Below are 16,896 nucleotides of genomic sequence, written 5' to 3'. Positions count from 1 at the left end.
CCGCGGCACATGGTAGACGCGCCCGTCCCGGGCGGAAACCCCCGCGTCCTGGGGCCGGGATGGTCGCTGCCGGAGGACGAGATCCACCTGTGGCGCCTCCCTCTGGCGCCCGACGCCCGCTGGGGTGCCGCGCTGCAGGGCGTGCTCACGGAGGCGGACCGGGCCGACCTGGCGCGCTTCCGGCGGCCCGAGGACGCCCGGCGCCGGGGATGGGCCCGCGGGGCGGTGCGATGGGTCCTGGGGACGCTGTCGGGCACCGCACCGACCGGCCTGGACTTCGAGATCGGGCCCCGCGGCAAGCCGTCGCTGCCGGGGTCGGGGCTCGAGTTCAACCTCTCCCACACGCGGGAGTGGCTCCTGCTGGCGGTGGCCCGGGGGCGCCGGGTGGGGGTGGACCTGGAGGCGGAACGGCCCTTGAAGGACCCGGACGGCCTGGCGCGCGTCTCGTTCACACCGGCCGAGCGGGAGGCCCTGGCGGCCGCGCCGCCGTCCGAGCGACCCGCCCGCTTCCTCCGGGTCTGGGCCCGCAAGGAGGCCCTGGCCAAGGCGCTCGGCGAGGGGCTCGCGGCCTTTCCGCGGTTCACGGCCACCGTGGAGGGGGAGGCGCGTCTGCTGGAGCTGGATGGCGATCCGACCGAAGCCGCTCGTTGGCGCCTCCTGGACCTGGCCGCCGTGCCCGGCCACCAGGCCTGTCTGGCCGCGGAGGGCCGGGGCTGGCACCTTGTCTGGCACACCACCCTGCCGTAGCGGGCCCCCGGGCCCGCCCCGTCTTCCACCCGCGCCCCCGGCCGCGATGACGCTCCCCACCCGCCTCGCCCTGGCCACCGGCCTGTTCCTCCTCCTGGGCCTGCCCGCTCCCGCGCATGCCGGCGAGGCGGACGCCCCTCCCCCGCGGACCCGCGCATTCGAGACCGCCAGCGCCGGATCCGCGCCCGCTGCGATCGAGGGCATCGGGGAAACCGCGCTGTCCGCCGCGGTCCTCGCGGCCGCCCACGAGCCCGGCCAGAGCTACGTTTTCCTGCGCGTCCACGACGACTCCATCGTCGTGCGCCTGGAGATCCTGGAGGCGGACCTGGACCAGGTGCTCGGCCTGGGATGGGACGTGGAGCAGCCGCTCACGGACGCGCGCATCGAGGCGGCGCTGCCTCGCATCCGGGCCTACGCGGAGGGCCACTTCCGGATGGCCGCGGGCGGGCAGACCCTGGAGCCGGTCTACCAGTTCTTCGGTCAGCGCGCCGTGGACTTCGGCGAATACGTACTGCTCGAGTACCTCGTGGAGATCAGCCCCACGCCCGAGCTGCTCGAGTTCACGTACACGCCGATGTTCGAGGTACGGCCTCAACACCGCAACATGCTGGTGATCGAGCACAACTTCCGCACCGGCACGTTCAACAACGAAGGCAACGTCTCCCTCATCTTCTCGCCGCGCGACCCCACGCAGACGCTCGATCTCACCCGTTCGTCCGTGTGGCTGGGCTTCTGGGCCTTCATCAAGTCCGGTGTGTGGCACATCTGGATCGGGATCGACCACATCCTGTTCCTGGTGGCCCTGGTGCTCCCGTCCGTCCTCACGCGCCGCGAGGGGAGGTGGGAGCCGGTGTCGAGCTTCCGGAGCGCGCTCTGGAACATCGTCGCCATCGTGACGTTCTTCACGATCGCGCACAGCGTCACGCTCAGCCTGGCCGCCCTGGACGTCATCCGCCTGCCGTCCACCTTCGTGGAGACGGTGATCGCGCTGTCCATCGCCGCGGCCGCGCTGCACAACCTGTTTCCCGCCATCCGGGTGCGCGAAGCCACCATCGCGTTCGCCTTCGGCCTCTTCCACGGCTTCGGCTTCGCGAGCGTCCTGGGCGACGTCGGGCTGGACAACAACTACCTGGTGCTGTCCCTGCTCGGGTTCAACCTGGGGGTGGAGATCGGGCAGGTGGCGGTGATCGCCCTGATCTTCCCGGTGTTGTTCCTGCTGCGCCGCACCCGGCTGTACATGTGGATCCTCAGGGGCGGTTCGCTCTTCCTCATCGCCGTGGCGCTGCTCTGGGCGGCCGAGCGCACCTTCGGGTTCAACATCCCGCTCCGCACCATCGCCCGGAATCTCGTCTCCTGGCTGCCGGGGCTCTGACGTCCATGGACTTCGGCTGGACCGAGGCGCAGGAGGCGCGCTACCGCGAAGCGCTGGCGTTCGCGCGCACGGAGCTGGCCGACCCCGCGCTCGAACAACGCGACCGCGAGGGCACGTTCTCGCGCGAGCTTTGGATGAGGTGCGCGCGGGCCGGGATCCTGGGCCTCTCGGTGCCGGAGGACTACGGCGGGACCGCCACGGAGCTCTCCACGGCGGTCCGCGTCATGGAGGCGCTCGGGGAGGGCTGCCCCGACAACGGGCTCACCTTCGCGCTGAACGCGCAGATCTGGACCGTGCAGCTGCCCATCGTGCGCTTCGGCAGCGAGGCACAGAAGCAGCGCTTCCTGCCTGGCCTCTGTGCGGGCACGCTGCTGGGTGCCCACGCGCTGACGGAGCCCGGGTCGGGCTCGGACGCATATGCGCTCACGATGCGGGCCGAACGCGTGGACGGCGGCTACCGACTGACGGGACGCAAGCGCCTGGTCACGCTGGCGCCGCTCGCGGACGTGGCGCTGGTGTTCGCCACGGTGGATCCGGAGAAAGGGCGGTGGGGCATCACCGCCTTCCTGGTGGAGCGCGGCGCGGAGGGCTACTCCGCCGGCCCCATGCAGCACAAGATGGGGCTGCGCACCGTGCCCATCGGCGAGATCGTGCTGGACGGCTGCTTCGTACCGGAGGCGCATCGCCTCGGCCCGGAAGGCGCAGGCGTCAGCATCTCCAACCACTCGCTGGAGGTGGAGCGCTGCTGCATCCTGGCCAGCCAGCTCGGCGCCATGGAGCGCCAGCTCGCCGGCGCCATCGCGTACGCGAAGAGCCGCCGGCAGTTCGGACAGGCGATCGGCAAGTTCCAGTCGGTGTCGAACCGCATCGCCGACATGCGCCTGCGGCTGGAGACGGCGCGGCTGCTGCTGTACAAGGTGGCCTGGCTGGTGGAAGCCGGCCGCCCGGCCATGCTGGAGGCGGCCCTGCTCAAGCTGCACCTGAGCGAGGCGTTCGTGGAGTCCGGCCTGGACGCGGTGCGCATCCACGGCGGCGTGGGCTACCTGAGCGAGACCGGCGTGGAGCGCGACCTGCGCGACGCCGTGGGCGGCGTGCTGTATGCGGGGACGTCGGATATCCAGCGCGCCATCGTGGCGCGGCTGCTGGGGCTGTGAGGGCCGCACCGGCCGCGTGACCGGTCTCCCGGTGGAATCCGGCGTGGTAGGGCGCACGTCGTCCACCCCGCAAGGAGAACCGCTATGCACGCGCTCGCCCGGGCCGCCGTCCTGATCCTCTCCACCCTGCTCGTCGCGCCGGCCCTCGGTGCGCAGGAACCCTCGTCCGTCCGGACGCCGGACGGCACCATATCCGGACCGTTGCTGCCCCAGACGTTCGCCGCGTTCGACGCGGTCCACCGAGCCGCTCCGGACCAGGTCCCCACCGAGGCCGGCCCGCTCTACTGGGCCATCGCGCCCATCGTGGCGCGCAACATGGAGCTGGAGGCCATGCGGCTGGCCATCGCCTGGGAGATGGTGATCAACCCGCAGGCCCTGGGTCAGGTGCTCATGCTCTCGGTCATCGGAGGCCGGACCGGGACGGAGCTGCGGAACTACTGGACCCTGAACGCGATGGCCGGCCTGATCCTGGGGAGTGGGCCACTCTACCGGACGGTGCATCCCCGCATCCAGGCGGGTCTGGTCGTGGACCGCTCCAGCTTCACCCAGGGATCCGCCGACCCGCGCACGGCCGCGGGGCTGGCCCTGCGCACGGGTCTGCTGTACGGGCTGACGTCGAGCCTGTTGGGTGCCGCCGACGTCTCGCTCGAACGGGTGGCCGGCCTCAACCAGTTCGTGGTCTCGCTCAGCCTGCTGGCGGGGCCGCTGGGGTCGTGGGCGCGGTAGGGTCGCAGACGTGTGGAGCCTGTGCGCGGGCGCGTGAGCGCATCGGTGCGCCGGCCGCGCGTGTCAGCCTGGCGGCAGGTCCAGCGGATACAGCCCGAAGCCCATCTCCGACGCCGCCGCGGCCAGGCGGCCATCGTACGTCGCGATGCGGACGTCGACTCCCTGATCCCGCAGGAAGAGCGCCGACGCCAGGTGGAGGGCGTCGAGCGTGCGCAGGCCCTTGGGCAGCGACTCGAAGGACTCGCGCACCAGGGCATCGCTGAGGTCGATGAGCGACACCTGGGCACGAAACGACGCCAGCGCCTCCTCCGTCCCGGACAGGTCGAGCGCCCTCAGGCGCGTGATCAGCTCGTATTCGGTCAGGCGGCTGGCCACCAAGGGCTGGTCCCACAGCGCGGCCGGCGGCCGGACGTCCTCGGCCAGGAGCTGGGCCAGCACCACCGAGGTGTCGAGGTAGACCATTCGCTACCCGCGATCCGCCCGATCCTGGGAAAGGCCTTCGAGCACTTCGCGCAGGGGGAGCCGCGCGATCTGCGGGGGTCCTCCCTCCCGGGGCGCGCTCGCGGGTCGCAACACCCCCGAACGCACCATCTCGGCCAGGCGGGCGTCGTGGAGATCGCGCGCGCGGCCCGGCGTCGGTGGGCGCAATTCGGCGACGACCTCGTCCCGGTCCGTGACGAGCACGGTTTCGCCCGCTTGGGCCAGGCGTACGTAGTGGCTCAGGCGGTTCTTGAGGACCTTGATCCCGACGGCCTTCATGTCGTACGGTAGCCACCGGTAGCTACCAGGACAACCCTGGCCTCACCCCCCACCGGGCCGCAGCAACCCCTCCCATCCCGGCACCTCGGCGAGGCGCGTCAGATCCTGCTCGCGGTGCAGCTCGATCGAGCGGGGGAACCCCTCGCCGAATGCCGCGGTCAACGCCGCCAGCGCCTCCTCCGGTCGCCCCGCCACCGCGTGCAGGCGCGCGGCCCAGAACCGCGGCTCGCCCATCCGGTAAGGCGCGCGGTCGGCCTCGAGGCGCGCTGCGGCGGCCCGGCCGTCGCTCACACCCAGCCGCACGTCCACCAGGGCGGAGAGCGCGTCATGGCGCAGGCGGCCGAGCTGCGTGGTGTCGACGGGGGCGGTCCGGAGGATGCGCCCCGCGCTGGCCCACTCCTCGGCTTCGTAGTGCGCCAGCGCCAGGCCCAGGGCCTCGTCCGCGGAGCTGGGTGCGGGGGCCTCCGCCAGCGCGCGACGGACCTCGCGCAGGGCGAGCGCCAGGTCGCGCGTGTGGCCGTGCGCCCTCAGCTCCCGCACCGCCACCAGCCCCGCCCGCTCGGCGGTCCAGCCGAGCTGCGGGTCCAGACCGCGCGCCTCGGTCAGGAGCGAGCGCAGCGCCAGCAGGCGACCGCGGGCCGCCTGGGCCTCGATCTCGGAGACCAGGATCCGGAGCGAAGCCGGATGCTGCGCGCGGCCGCGGCGCGCCGCGGCCAGCTCCCCCCGGTGATCGCCGACCATGTGGTACGCCTGCGTGAGCACGCTCCAGTAGGGGAGCCAACCCGCCATGAAGCCGCGGTCGGGCGCGATGGCCGTCAGGCGCGTGATGGCCTCCGCGGGCCGGCCCAGGTCGAGTGCGTCGCGCGCGGCCTGGTAGGCCAGGATGGACGTGGGCGCCAGCTCGGCACCCCGCGCGCTGTGGATGGCGGCCTCGGCGCGATTCCCGTCCAGGAACGCCAGCAGGAAGTCGAGCGCCATCCGCTCGAACGGTGCGAGGTCGGGACCCGCGGTGTCCTCCACGTGTTCGGCCAGCGAATCGGCTTCCACGAACCGGCCCAGGTTGACGAGCGGCAGCACCGCGGTGAGCTGCGCCGCCGTGTAGGTGGAGTCGAGCGCCATGGCGCGCTGCAGGTGCGTGAGCGCGAGCGTGTCGTCCAGGCGCATGTAGGCCTCGACGCCGGCGATGAACTCCGCGTAGGGCGCGTACCCCGGCGGATCGTCCAGCAACCGGACGTGATCGTTCAGCAACGGCTCCAGCACGCTGGCGAGCGCGCCCGCCACGCGCTGCCGCAGGGGCTGCAGCAGCGCGCGGGCATCGTCCACCGGCGCGCGCACCGGCGTCACCGACAGCAGCAGCGTGCCGCTGCGCGCGTCGAGGATCGTCGCACGCGCCACGAGCGAATCGCCGACCGCATCGATGGCGCCGGTCACCACGGTCGCGGCTCCGTTCCAACGCGCCAGACGCAGCGCGCTGGGCTCCCCGTCCGGGCTGGAATCCGCCTGCTGGGCCAGAGCGACCGTCCCCGGCACGACTTCCACCAGGCCGGTCTGGGCCAGGCCCTCCACGGTCCAGTCCATGGCCATGGCGCCGAGCGGATCCAGCGCGGGATCGCCGGTGCGATTGGCGAACACCTCGACGGCGACGCGGTCGTCGTCCAGCGGAGGCGGAGATACCGGCTCGGTCGCGACCGGCTCCCGCAACGTGACCAGGAGCGCGGCTGCGGAGGCGGCGATGCCCGCCACGGCCACCTGCGCCCGGTGCCGCCTCAGGAACTTGCCCACGCGGTACAGCGGCGCGTCCCCGCGCGCGAGCACGGGACGGCCCTGCAGCCAGCGCTCCAGGTCGTCCGCCAGCGCCGCGGCGGACGGGTAGCGTCGCTCGGGCTCCGTGCGCAGCGCCATGAGGGCGATGTTGTCGAGATCGCCGGTCAGCGCGCGCCGCCAGCGTTCAGGATCGCCCGTCGGCACGTCGGCAGGTGCGCGGGTCGCGGCCCGCTGGCTGGGGCTGGGCGGGGGCCCGGACTCCCAGGCGCGTTCGAGCTCCAGCAGGGACGTCCCCACGCCGGCGCGCGGCGCAGCCCCGGTGAGCAGTCGATAGAGGACCGCCCCCAGCCCGTACACGTCGGTCGCGGGGCCCACCGACTCGCCCCGGACCTGCTCGGGGCTCGCGTACTCCGGCGTGAGCCGGCGGGCGACCGTGCGGGTGACATCGCCACCCTCGGCGTCGTCCAGCACCTTGGCGATCCCGAAGTCGAGCAGCTTGGGCGCACCGCTCGCGTCCACCAGGATGTTGGCGGGCTTGAGGTCCCGGTGCACCACGCCCTGCTCGTGCGCGTGCTGCACCGCCGCACACACGCCCAGGAAGAGTTGCACGCGCTCGCGCAGGCCGAGCCGGAGCTGGTCGGCGTACGCGTCGATCGGATGACCTTCGACGTACTCCATGACCACGTACGGCACGCCGCGTTCGGTCGTGCCGCCGTCCAGCAGCCGCGCGATGTGCGGGTGGACCAGGCGCGCCAGGATCTGGCGCTCGGCGCGGAAGCGCCGGCTCAGCTCGTCGCCGGGGATGCCGCTCTGCACGAGCTTGATGGCCACGCTCGCCTCGTACTCGCCGTCCGCGCGCTCGGCCAGGACCACGGTGCCCATGCCGCCGCGGCCGAGCTCGCCCAGCACCCGGTAGGGTCCGATCCGCACGCCGGCCGCCGCCTCCTTCCCGGCCACGGCCGCCAGCAGTCCCTTCTCCACGGGGGAATCGAGGAAGCCCGCGCTGGCCTCGTCGGATGCGAGCAGCGCCTCGAGCTCGACCCGCAGCCGCGGATCGTCCGCACCCACCCGCTGGAGGAGCGCGGCCCGCGCCTCCGGCGGAAGCTCCGACGCCTCCAGGAACAGCCGCTCCAGACGCTGGAAGCGCTCGGTGTCCACGGGTTCAGGCCGTCGGGCGGCGGATCAGCCGTCGTACTCCCGCACCAGCCGGCCCACGAGCGTGAGGTTGGGGCTGCGCTGCAGGTCCGCGGGCGTGACGAAGTCCGCGTAGACGTGGGCGGCCGCGGCGGCCACGTCCTCCCCGACCGTGTCGAAGCCGGTCGAGGCCGCGTAGCGCAGCAGGAAGGTGCGCGCCAGGTCGGCGCCGTCGTCGAGGCGGTCGAGCGCCGTCTCCAGGCGGGCCGTGGTCTCCGCCCGCTGCGCATCTCCCACCGCGCCGACCGGAGCGGGCAGGACGTACGGGTTGTCCACCGCAATCTGGTAGCGGTGGGGATGGCCCCCGTGCAGGGCCTCGTCGAAGCCACGGTAGACCAACCCCGAACAGGTGACCGCGGTGGTGCCCTTCGAGAGCCACTGGTCCATCACCTCGAGCGCCCACTCCAGGAGGAGGCGCACGATCCGCTTGCCCGGAACGTGCTCGGTGCCCGCCTTGGCGATGAACAGCAGCGCAACCATGAACATGCGGTGATAGGCAAAGCGCGTCCCGCCGGTGGCCGAGTTCAGGTAGCGGGCGAACGACTGCTCCACGTCGGACTCCGGCCAACCCGGCTCGCCGATGCCATGGCCGTCCTTGCTGCGCCAGCGCCACACGTCCACGTAACGCTCGCTGTAGAGCCGCTCGTCGAGGGGCACGTGCAGCACGCCCGCGGGCCCGGCGTCGATGATGTCACCGCCGTCTCCCCCGCTCCCCGCGCTCCAGAAGCCCGCGTGGCTGTAGTCCCCGCCCGCCAGGTCCCGGATCAGGTCGCTGACGGCGGCGTCGCCGTACATGAGGAGCACGTCGCCCGGGCGGAGCGCGTCACGGGAGACGGGAGGGGGATCGCGGTCGGGGGTCATGGCCTCAGCCTCATCCGGTGTGCGGGGCCCCTGAACGTAGGCGGCGCGAGGGAGGTGGGCACCCCTGCCCGCGGTGTCCAGCCGCGGCCTCGCACAGGTTCTTGCGTCCGGGTCCGTGCCACACCCCTCCCATCCGCCTCCAGACGGGTTGTGGCGTCCGGCCGGCCAGGGTAGCGTCAAGCACGCCGGACCCCCGCCGTCAAGGCTCCGCCTCGCCTCCCCGCCTTCGGATCCCATGCCGTTCCCCTTGTTCCGCGCCGTGGACCTGCGCGCCGAGCGCGCCCCCGACCACGCGGCCGTACGCTGCGCCGGGGAGACGCTGACGTATGGAGCGCTCGCGGATCGCTCCCGCCGCCTGGCGCACGTGCTGCGGGCGCACGGGGTCGAGCGGGGAGACCGGGTGGCCATCCACGCCGGCAAGGGCCTGGCCGCCACGGTGGGACTGTACGGCGCCATGCGGGCGGGGGCGGCCTACGTGCCGCTCGATCCATCGGCGCCCCCTCAGCGGCAGGCGTTCATCCTGCGCGACTGTGGGATCCGCCACCTGGTCACCGAGCCCGGGCGGGCCCGCGCGCTCGAAGCCCTGCTGGCCGAGGACACGCCGGTCGAGACGGTCGTGGGGATCGACCCGGCACGCGCGGATGAACGCGCACCCACCCGCATCGGCTGGGCAGACGTGGACGGCGAACCGGCCGAGGAGGCGCTCCCGGACGTCACGGACGACGATCTCGCCTACGTGCTGTATACCTCCGGCTCCACCGGCACCCCCAAGGGCGTCGTGCACACGCATGCGAGCGCGCTCGCCTTTGCGCGGGTTGCGGCCCGCACGTATGGCCTCCAGCCCGAGGACCGGCTGAGCAACCACGCCCCGCTGCACTTCGACCTGTCCACGCTGGACTACTTCGGCGCCGCCTGCGCGGGTGCCACCACGGTGGTAGTCCCCGAGCCTTACACCAAGCTGCCCGCCAGCTTCACGTCCCTGGTGGAGGCCGAGCGGCTCACCGTGCTCTACGCCGTGCCGTTGGCGCTGGTGCACATGCTGCTCCACGGCGCCCTCGACAAGCGCGACCTGTCGTCCGTGCGCTGGGTGCTCTTCGGGGGGGAGCCGTTCCCGCCGCGGCACCTGCGCGCGCTCATGCAGGCCCTGCCCCACGCGCGCTTCAGCAACGTGTACGGGCCCACCGAGGTGAACGGCGTCACGTACTGGATCGTCCCTCCGCTGCCGGAAGGGGACGACACGCCCATCCCGATCGGGCAGACCTACGACGGGGTCGTGCCCGACCTCGTGGACGAGCACGACCGGTCGGTCCCGGACGGCGTCGAAGGCGAGCTGGTGGTGGACACGCCCACGCGCATGCGGGGCTACTGGAACCGCCCCGACCTGGACGCCCGCGCCTTCCTGCGCCGGGCCGGACCGGCGGGGGAGCGGATCTTCTACCGCACCGGCGACCTGGTACGTCGGCGACCGGACGGTCTGCTGGACTTCCTGGGGCGCAAGGACCGCCAGATCAAGGCCCGGGGCCACCGGGTGGAGCTGGACGAAGTGGAGGCGGCGCTGCTGTCCTTCCCCGCGGTCGAGGCCGGGGCGGTCTTCGCGGTGGAGGGGGACCACGGCTCCAAGCGGATCGAGGCCGCCCTGACGCCCACCGAGGGCTTCGACCTGACCGCGCTGCGCACGCATCTCGCGTCGCTGCTGCCGCCGTACGCGCTGCCCGAGCGCATCGAGGTGCTGCCCGCGCTTCCGCGCACCTCGTCCGGCAAGATCGACCGTCTGGCCCTGGCCGGGGCCGCCCGCTCCTCCCGCAAGGACGCACCTGCATGAAGGATCACCTGTCCGATTGGATCGCCCGTGAGCTGCTGGACCTCCCGGACGGGGAGTCCGTCGCGCCCGACACCGACCTGCTGGGCAGTGGCCTGCTGGACTCGCTCGGGGTGATGTCCCTGGTCTTCCACATCGAGCAACACACCGGCGTGGAGGTCCCTCCCGAGGACGTGACCCTCGAGAACTTCGTCTCCATCGACGCCATCGACGCCTACCTGAAGGGCCGTCGCGCGGGCTGAACGCGCGTGCCGGATCGGCGCACCCGATGCGGGCCGACTCCCTCGGGTGGTCCTGACACCGGTGCTCTCCGTCCGCGCTGAGCGCGGGGGCCGGTCCATCGTGCACGCGCAGGTCATCCCGTTCGCGAGCGAAACAATCCGCACAGTTCCACGCCGATCTCCACAGCCGGAGTGGCGGAAGGCCGGGGATGTCGGCTCCGCCCGTGCGCCGGGGACCCGACGCGTGCGGCGGTCCGGGGCGGTTCGGCCGGAGCGGACGTGGAGCGATCGTTGCCTCCCTGGGCCGACCCGCCCGTACCGTCGACCCGCCTGCAGGAGACCGCCCATGAAGATCCTCCACGTCGTGGTCCTCACGATCGTGGTGCTGGGCGCCCTCAACTGGGGGTCGGTGGGGCTCTTCCAGTACGATGCCGTCGCCGGCCTGCTGGGCTGGAGCTCCCGCCTCACCCAGGCGATCTACGTGCTCTTCGGAGCGGCGGGGCTCGCCCTGGTCTTCACGAGCGCGGCGCTGCACCGGAGCGTCCAACGCGCGCCGTACCCGGGACGGGTCGGTCGTCAGGACGGCGCCGAGCGGGGACCGGAGGCCGGTGCAGGAGCGGTGGTCCACGACTCCTCCGGCACCCACGATTTCGACGGCCTGCCGGGGGACGCGCTGCCGCCCGGCCACGGAGGCGAGCGGGACGACGCCGACCCCACCACCCACCCGAGCACCCGCCATGTACGAAATCGTCAGTGAGCCAGAGGGAAACGCCGTCGGGCTCCGCCTCCGCGATCCGCTGGAGCCGGACGAGCTGCGGGAGATGGGCGAGTTCCTCAGCTCCGCCGTGGCCGCCCAGGGCACGATCCACCTGCTGGTGGAGTTCCCCGGACTCGGCACCGAGCGGGTCGAGGAGGTCGGCGCCGACCTGGAGCGCGGCCTGGGCCGGCGGGACGGCGTGGAGCGGGTGGCCGTGGTCGGCGACGAGCGGCGCGTTCCGTCGCCGGAGGCCCTGGGGCGTCTGTTCCGCGACGCCGACGTCCGCCAGTTCGATCCGCCCTTCCTGGCCGAGGCCTGGCTGTGGGTGCGGGGGAAGGGCTGACCGGAGCGCCCCTAGGCGGCCGAGCGCCCCGTGCGCGTGCGCGCCCAGGAGTAGAGGATCCCGGACCCCAGGATGATCGCCGTCCCGCTGAGCGACCACGAGGCCGGGAACTTCTCCAAGCCGAGGGCCGGCGCGACGAAGACCTTGCTGCCGATGAAGATCAGCAGCACGGACAGCGCGTACTTGAGGTACTGGAAGCGGTACAGGATGGCGGCCAGGGCGAAGTAGAGCGCGCGCAACCCCAGGATGGCGAAGATGTTGGACGTGAAGACCAGGTAGGGATCGGTCGTGATGGCGAAGATCGCGGGGACCGAATCCACCGCGAAGATCACGTCCGCCGTCTCGATGGCCATCAGCGCGAGGAACAGCGGAGTCATCCAGACCCGGCGGTGGCCCGTGGCCGGGTCCGGCAGGCGCACGAAGAACGCGTGGCCGTGCAGCTCGTCCGTGACCCGCAGGTGCTTGCGCACGAACCTGAGGACCGGATTGGCGCGGATGTCGTACTCCCGGTCCGCCTCGCGCAGCATGCGCAGCCCCGTCAGGACCAGGAAGCCGGCGAAGACGTAGAGCACCCAGTCGTAGCGCTCCACCAGCGCGGCTCCCCCCGCGATCATGGCGCCGCGCAGGAGGATCACCCCCAGGATCCCCCAGAACAGCACCCGGTGCTGGTACATGCGGGGCACCTGGAAGTACCCGAAGATCATGGCGATGACGAACACGTTGTCCATCGCCAGGCTCTTCTCGACCACGAATCCGGTGAGATACTCGACGCCGGATTCGCGGCCCAGCTCCCACCACACCCAGCCCCCGAAGCCCACCCCCAGCGCGATGTAGAACGCGGAGAGCGAGAGGCTCTCCCGCACGCCGATCTCGTGATCCTTGCGATGGAAGAGACCGAGATCCAGGACCAGCAGGACGAGGACCACCCCGGCGAAGAACAGCCACATCCACGCCGGTTTGCCCAGGAACGGTTCAGCCAGATAGCCCGCCAAGGAACGGATCCCGTTGCGCCGCGTCCGCGCCGAGATGGCTCGATCCGACATCGCGGTCAACGCCTCGACCGCCAGAGGGGCCCGGATCCGGTTCTGTATCTACACCGGCCCGACGGCCGGTCAAGACTGTTCTACACCGCGCCCGACCGTTCGAGCGGGGGAGCGGACTCCACGGGCCGGCGCCGCGCGTCGGCGTTCAGGGCCACACCGATCGGCATCCAGACGCAGAAGGCCAGACAGGCCACCAGGAACAGGGCCCAGGCGTAGGGCACCGCCTCGGCCGCCGGGAAGGCCAGCGCCGCCGCGAAGACCAGGTAGCGCGCCCCACCGGTCAGGATGTTCGCCCGCATCAGGGCGAGCACCAGCAGGAGCGTCCCCGCCCCGAACAGTGCGGCGCCCGCGATGAACACACCGGTGACCCAATAGCCGCCATCGAAGTACAGCTCGGGCGCGCCTCCGCCGTACCGGATGGCCAGCGGCGCCAGGCCATCGGCGCCCAGCCCGAAGACGTGCAGCGCCGCGCCCGGCACCAGGAGCGCCAGCCCCACCCACGCCAGCGGCTCGCTGCGCTCGAGCCGCAGCGCGATGACCGCGCCGGCCAGGATGGCGGACGCGAAGGCCAGCGCGCTCAGCAGGTGTCCCAGGAACCAGCGGCCGGACGCCAGCGAGGCCGCGGCCGACAGGCCGTGGTCGGCATAGTCGTCCACCACGGGGATGAGGAGCACCCCGAGCGCCAACAACACCGGCATCGCGAACAGCGGCAGCCGCCGCACGGTCAGCGCACCCCGGCCGGGACGTCCGGCATCGGCGGCTCCTGCCAGTAGAACGGACCGGCCGCCTGCTGCCGCGGCCACACCTCGTCCAGAGACATCGCGTCGTAGAGCCGTCCGTTCATCATCACCCGGTCGATGCTGTCGCTGGCCCGGATGTCGTCCAGGGGATTGCGGTCCAGGACGAGCAGGTCGGCCAGCTTCCCCGCCTCGATCGATCCCAGGTCCCGGTCGAGTCCCAGCGACTCGGCCCCCACGAGGGTGGCGACGCGCAACGCTTCGTGCTCGGTCATGCCGCCCGACTGCATCATCCACAGCTCCCAGTGGTAGCCCAGGCCCTGGAGCTGTCCGTGGCTGCCCACACCCACGCGGCCCCCGGCCCGCAACACGTCCTTCGCGAACGCGGCCACCCGGTCGAAGGTCTGCACCAGCGGATGGAACCAGCCGTTGGAGCCTCCCGGAGAGGTCGGACCGGGCCGCCGCAGCGCCTTCTGCTGCAGCTCCTCGAACGGCGTCCAGCGCCGGAGCTTCTCGTTGCCGAAGACGTCTTCGGTGGCATAGAAATAGTTCTCACCCCACGGCCCCCCGTACGTGACGATGATCGTGGGCGTGTACGCCATCCTGGACTCCGCGACGAGCTGCACCACGTCCTCGTACAGCGGGAATCCGGGCATGTTGTGCTCCATGCCGGAGTACCCGTCGATCCCCATCGTCAGGTTCAGCGCCAGGTCCAACGACCCTTCGGTCGTGGGCATCAGCCGCTGCTCGCGCGCGGCCTGGATGATCCACTGCCGCACCTCGCGGTTGCCGGCGCCGTACATCTTGATGGTCTTGGTGTCGTAGTAGTCGGAGTAGCGGCGCAGCACGTCGCGCGCCTCCTTCAAGCTGCTGATGCCCTCCGAGCTGAAGACGCCCGGTCCGGTGGAGTAGATCCGTGGCGAGCGCATGCGGCCGGCGCGCACGAAGTCCTCGTAGCTGAGCACGTCGGTGGTGCCGGTCTGCGGGTCGCGGGTGGTGGTCACGCCGTAGGCCAGATTGGCCGCGTACGACCAGGGCTGGTCGCGCAGCAGGTCGATCTGGGCCCGCAGGTGCGCGTGGGTGTCCACGAAGCCCGGCACGATCGTCTTGCCCGACACGTCGATGATCTCCGCGCCGTCCGGCACCGTCACCGAGCCCTGCGCGCCCACGGCCTCGATCCGGTTGCCGCGGATCACGATGTCGCCGCGCTCCAGGATCTCGTCACCCCGCATGGTGATCACCCGGGCGCCGCGCAGCACCGCCACGCCGTCCGGGAGGTCGCGCTCGACCTCCACGCGCACGCGGCGCTCCTGGGGCTGGTAGCGCGGGCGCTCTTCGCCGTTGCGACGGCCCTGGGCGGAGTCGGGCGTGGCGGCTTCGACCGAGTCCGCGAACGCCTGCGCGGCCGCGACGTCGTGCACGAAGTGCGCGTTGCCGATGGACCAGTGCACGGTGCGCGCGTCGGCGCCCCACACCGGGAACTGCGCGCCGATGTCGGTGAGCCGCTTCGCCGGGAAGGCGGCGTTGTCGGGATTGGCGACGGAGATGGTGGGCACCTCGCCGCCCACCCGCGGGACGGTCACCAGGTAGAGGTCGTTGACCACCTGCGCGAGGGCCTGGTCGCCTTCGGGGGCCATCCAGATCGCGGAGGCGGGGATGCCGGGTCCGCTGCCCTGCGAACGGCCGCGCACCTGCACATGCGTCTTGCGGTCCGTGCCGTCCCAGCGCATGGAGACGAGCCCGTCGGAGCCGCTCACCCAGATCCGTTCGGCGTCCCGGGTGAAGTGGGGAGCGCCGAAGCCGTCCACGGGCGCGATGAGGGTGGACGGGCCGCCGGTCGCCGGCACCCAGAGCAGGTCCTGCAGGCCGCCCGGGATGCCGCGCGCCAGGGCCTCGTCGTAGGCGCGTCCCTGCGTGCGGAGCGCCACGATGCGGGCGCCGTCCGGCGACCACACCGGATCCGTGTAGTAGCCGGGCTCGGTGGTCACGCGCTCGGGCGTGCCGCGCCCGTCGGCGCGGACGCGGTAGAGGGCCCCGTCGTCCTCCGCGCCCGACCAGGTCGTGAAGGCGATCCAGCGGCCATCGGGAGACCACACCGGGTGGGCCTCCTGCGCGTCCATCCGGGTGAGGCGGCGCGGCGTCCCGTCCGGCCAGTCCATCACGTACAGGTCGCCCAGCACCGCGAAGGCCAATCGCGATCCGTCCGGCGAAGGCGTCGCATCGCGGATCTGCTTGGCCACGAAGGTGGGCGTGTCCTCGACGGGATAGTCGAAGTCCACCAGCGGTCCGATCGGCAGGTCCACGTCCACCGTGAACGGGATCTCGGAAGGCGCACCCCCGTCCGCCGGGACGCTCCAGAGCCGGCCCCCGTAGGAGACGACCAGCGCGCGCGAGTCCGGCGTGAAGGACATCCCGGGCAGCACGTCACGCGAGGCGCGTGACTCCATCTCGTCCCGCTGCACCGGGTACGCCAGCCAGCGTTCCTCGCCGGTCTGGAGATCGCGGATGCGCAGGCCGGTCTCGGCCACGTGCCGCGTGCCGTAGACCAGCCACCGACCGTCCGGGGAGAGCGTGGGCCGCACGCCCCCGCCGTAGCGCGCCGTGCGCACCGCCGTCTCGCCCGTCTCGCGGTCGTAGACCGCCAGGTCCCACTCGCCGAAGCCCGAGTTGTACTGCCAGCTCCCGCGGCGCTGCGCATGCCACACGTAGCGCTCGTCGGGGCCGAAGGCCGCGCCCACCATGCGCAGGTTGGCCGGCTCCTGCACCAAGCCCACGCCGGAGCCGCCGTCCACGTGGTACATCCACAGCTTCTCGACGCCGGGACCCGGGCTCTTGCTGGCCACGACGTAGTCGCCGTCCGGCGTCCACTCGGGGGACAGGTAACCGTTGTCGTCCCCCTTGGTGACCTGCACGGTGTCGGAGCCGTCCAGCGCCATGATCCAGAGGTTGTCGCCGCCACTGCGGTCGGACACGAAGACGATGCGGCTGCCGTCCGGGCTGAAGCGCGGCTGGGCGTCGAAGGCCATCCCGTGCGTGAGCGGAGTGGCCCGACCGCCGCCGATCGGCAGCGTGTAGAGATCGCCCAGCAGGTCGAAGACGAGCGTCGCCCCGTCGGGGCTCACGTCCACCGACATCCACGATCCCCGGTCCACCGTCATGCGGATGCGGCGACCGGGCTCGAGGGGCAGACCCTCCTGCTCCGGGTTCTTTGCGCTGCTGTCCGCCGGGGCGTCCTGGGCCCGGGCCGCCGGAGCGACCCCCATCCCGAGCGCTCCCGCGATCAGCAGGCCCCTCCCCCAGGTCCCGCCCCGCGTCCTCGTCCTCATCCGCCAGACCTCGCTGCCGTGGGTGCCTCGGGGCCACGAAAGCCCACGAATCCCCGGCAAGATGAGGGAAGGA

General features: G+C 72.3%; 15 protein-coding genes. 8 read left to right on the top strand and 7 right to left on the bottom strand.

Translation table 11 applies throughout. From position 1 onward, the window contains the following. The first annotated feature begins 9 nt into the window (after positions 1 to 9). From R3E98_08960 to R3E98_08945, 4 genes are all read left to right on the top strand, one after another. Positions 10 to 747: a 4'-phosphopantetheinyl transferase superfamily protein gene (locus tag R3E98_08960; protein MEZ4423526.1), complete on the top strand. Its 738-nt coding sequence runs from the start codon at positions 10 to 12 to the stop codon at positions 745 to 747. A 46-nt stretch (positions 748 to 793) separates the two neighbouring features. Next, positions 794 to 2,119 carry a HupE/UreJ family protein gene (locus tag R3E98_08955; GenBank protein ID MEZ4423525.1) on the top strand — a complete coding sequence of 442 codons (1,326 nt, stop codon included), beginning with the start codon at positions 794 to 796 and terminating at the stop codon, positions 2,117 to 2,119. Between the two features lie 5 nt (positions 2,120 to 2,124). Then, positions 2,125 to 3,273: an acyl-CoA dehydrogenase family protein gene (locus R3E98_08950; protein ID MEZ4423524.1), complete on the top strand. Its 1,149-nt coding sequence runs from the start codon at positions 2,125 to 2,127 to the stop codon at positions 3,271 to 3,273. A gap of 84 nt (positions 3,274 to 3,357) precedes the next feature. Next, entirely contained in the window at positions 3,358 to 3,999 is a 642-nt protein-coding gene (locus R3E98_08945; protein MEZ4423523.1) for a hypothetical protein, read from the top strand. A 63-nt stretch (positions 4,000 to 4,062) separates the two neighbouring features. On the opposite strand, the gene R3E98_08940 is transcribed toward R3E98_08945, so the two are convergent. The 4 genes from R3E98_08940 to R3E98_08925 are packed head-to-tail and all read right to left on the bottom strand — an operon-like array spanning position 4,063 to position 8,577. Continuing rightward, positions 4,063 to 4,461, bottom strand: a complete 399-nt coding sequence (locus R3E98_08940; GenBank protein ID MEZ4423522.1) for a type II toxin-antitoxin system VapC family toxin — start codon at positions 4,459 to 4,461, stop codon at positions 4,063 to 4,065. Between the two features lie 3 nt (positions 4,462 to 4,464). Next, positions 4,465 to 4,758 carry a prevent-host-death protein gene (locus tag R3E98_08935; GenBank protein ID MEZ4423521.1) on the bottom strand — a complete coding sequence of 98 codons (294 nt, stop codon included), beginning with the start codon at positions 4,756 to 4,758 and terminating at the stop codon, positions 4,465 to 4,467. A 42-nt stretch (positions 4,759 to 4,800) separates the two neighbouring features. Next, positions 4,801 to 7,680: a protein kinase gene (locus tag R3E98_08930; protein MEZ4423520.1), complete on the bottom strand. Its 2,880-nt coding sequence runs from the start codon at positions 7,678 to 7,680 to the stop codon at positions 4,801 to 4,803. A gap of 24 nt (positions 7,681 to 7,704) precedes the next feature. Beyond that, positions 7,705 to 8,577, bottom strand: a complete 873-nt coding sequence (locus R3E98_08925) for a hypothetical protein (protein MEZ4423519.1) — start codon at positions 8,575 to 8,577, stop codon at positions 7,705 to 7,707. Positions 8,578 to 8,812: 235 nt separating this feature from the next. Here R3E98_08925 and R3E98_08920 point away from each other — a divergent pair, with 235 nt between their 5' ends. The 4 genes from R3E98_08920 to R3E98_08905 all read left to right on the top strand — a co-directional run bounded on the left by R3E98_08920 (position 8,813) and on the right by R3E98_08905 (position 11,717). Beyond that, positions 8,813 to 10,399 (top strand): amino acid adenylation domain-containing protein, encoded by a 1,587-nt coding sequence (locus R3E98_08920; GenBank protein ID MEZ4423518.1) that lies wholly within the window; start codon positions 8,813 to 8,815, stop codon positions 10,397 to 10,399. Next, entirely contained in the window at positions 10,396 to 10,638 is a 243-nt protein-coding gene (locus R3E98_08915) for a phosphopantetheine-binding protein (GenBank protein ID MEZ4423517.1), read from the top strand. The genes R3E98_08920 and R3E98_08915 overlap by 4 nt, the downstream gene beginning before the upstream one ends. A gap of 325 nt (positions 10,639 to 10,963) precedes the next feature. Continuing rightward, positions 10,964 to 11,374, top strand: a complete 411-nt coding sequence (locus R3E98_08910) for a DUF378 domain-containing protein (protein MEZ4423516.1) — start codon at positions 10,964 to 10,966, stop codon at positions 11,372 to 11,374. After that, a complete protein-coding gene (locus R3E98_08905) occupies positions 11,355 to 11,717 on the top strand; it encodes an STAS/SEC14 domain-containing protein (GenBank protein ID MEZ4423515.1) in 363 nt (120 codons plus the stop codon). Before R3E98_08910 ends, R3E98_08905 begins: the two co-directional genes overlap by 20 nt. An 11-nt stretch (positions 11,718 to 11,728) precedes the next feature. On the opposite strand, the gene R3E98_08900 is transcribed toward R3E98_08905, so the two are convergent. The 3 genes from R3E98_08900 to R3E98_08890 form a co-directional block, all read right to left on the bottom strand. Then, complete coding sequence (locus R3E98_08900; protein MEZ4423514.1) at positions 11,729 to 12,664, bottom strand: TerC family protein; 936 nt, start codon at positions 12,662 to 12,664, stop codon at positions 11,729 to 11,731. Between the two features lie 176 nt (positions 12,665 to 12,840). Beyond that, on the bottom strand, positions 12,841 to 13,482 hold the full coding sequence (locus R3E98_08895; GenBank protein MEZ4423513.1) for a hypothetical protein: 642 nt from the start codon (positions 13,480 to 13,482) through the stop codon (positions 12,841 to 12,843). Positions 13,483 to 13,484: 2 nt separating this feature from the next. Next, positions 13,485 to 16,823, bottom strand: coding sequence for an amidohydrolase family protein (locus tag R3E98_08890; GenBank protein MEZ4423512.1), 3,339 nt, complete (start codon positions 16,821 to 16,823; stop codon positions 13,485 to 13,487). Positions 16,824 to 16,896 lie beyond the last annotated feature (73 nt).

It is taken from the genome of Gemmatimonadota bacterium, from assembly GCA_041390125.1.
Taxonomy (GTDB): Bacteria; Gemmatimonadota; Gemmatimonadetes; order Longimicrobiales; family Gaopeijiaceae; genus JAGQIF01.
This window is presented reverse-complemented; position numbering and strand designations above follow the sequence as displayed.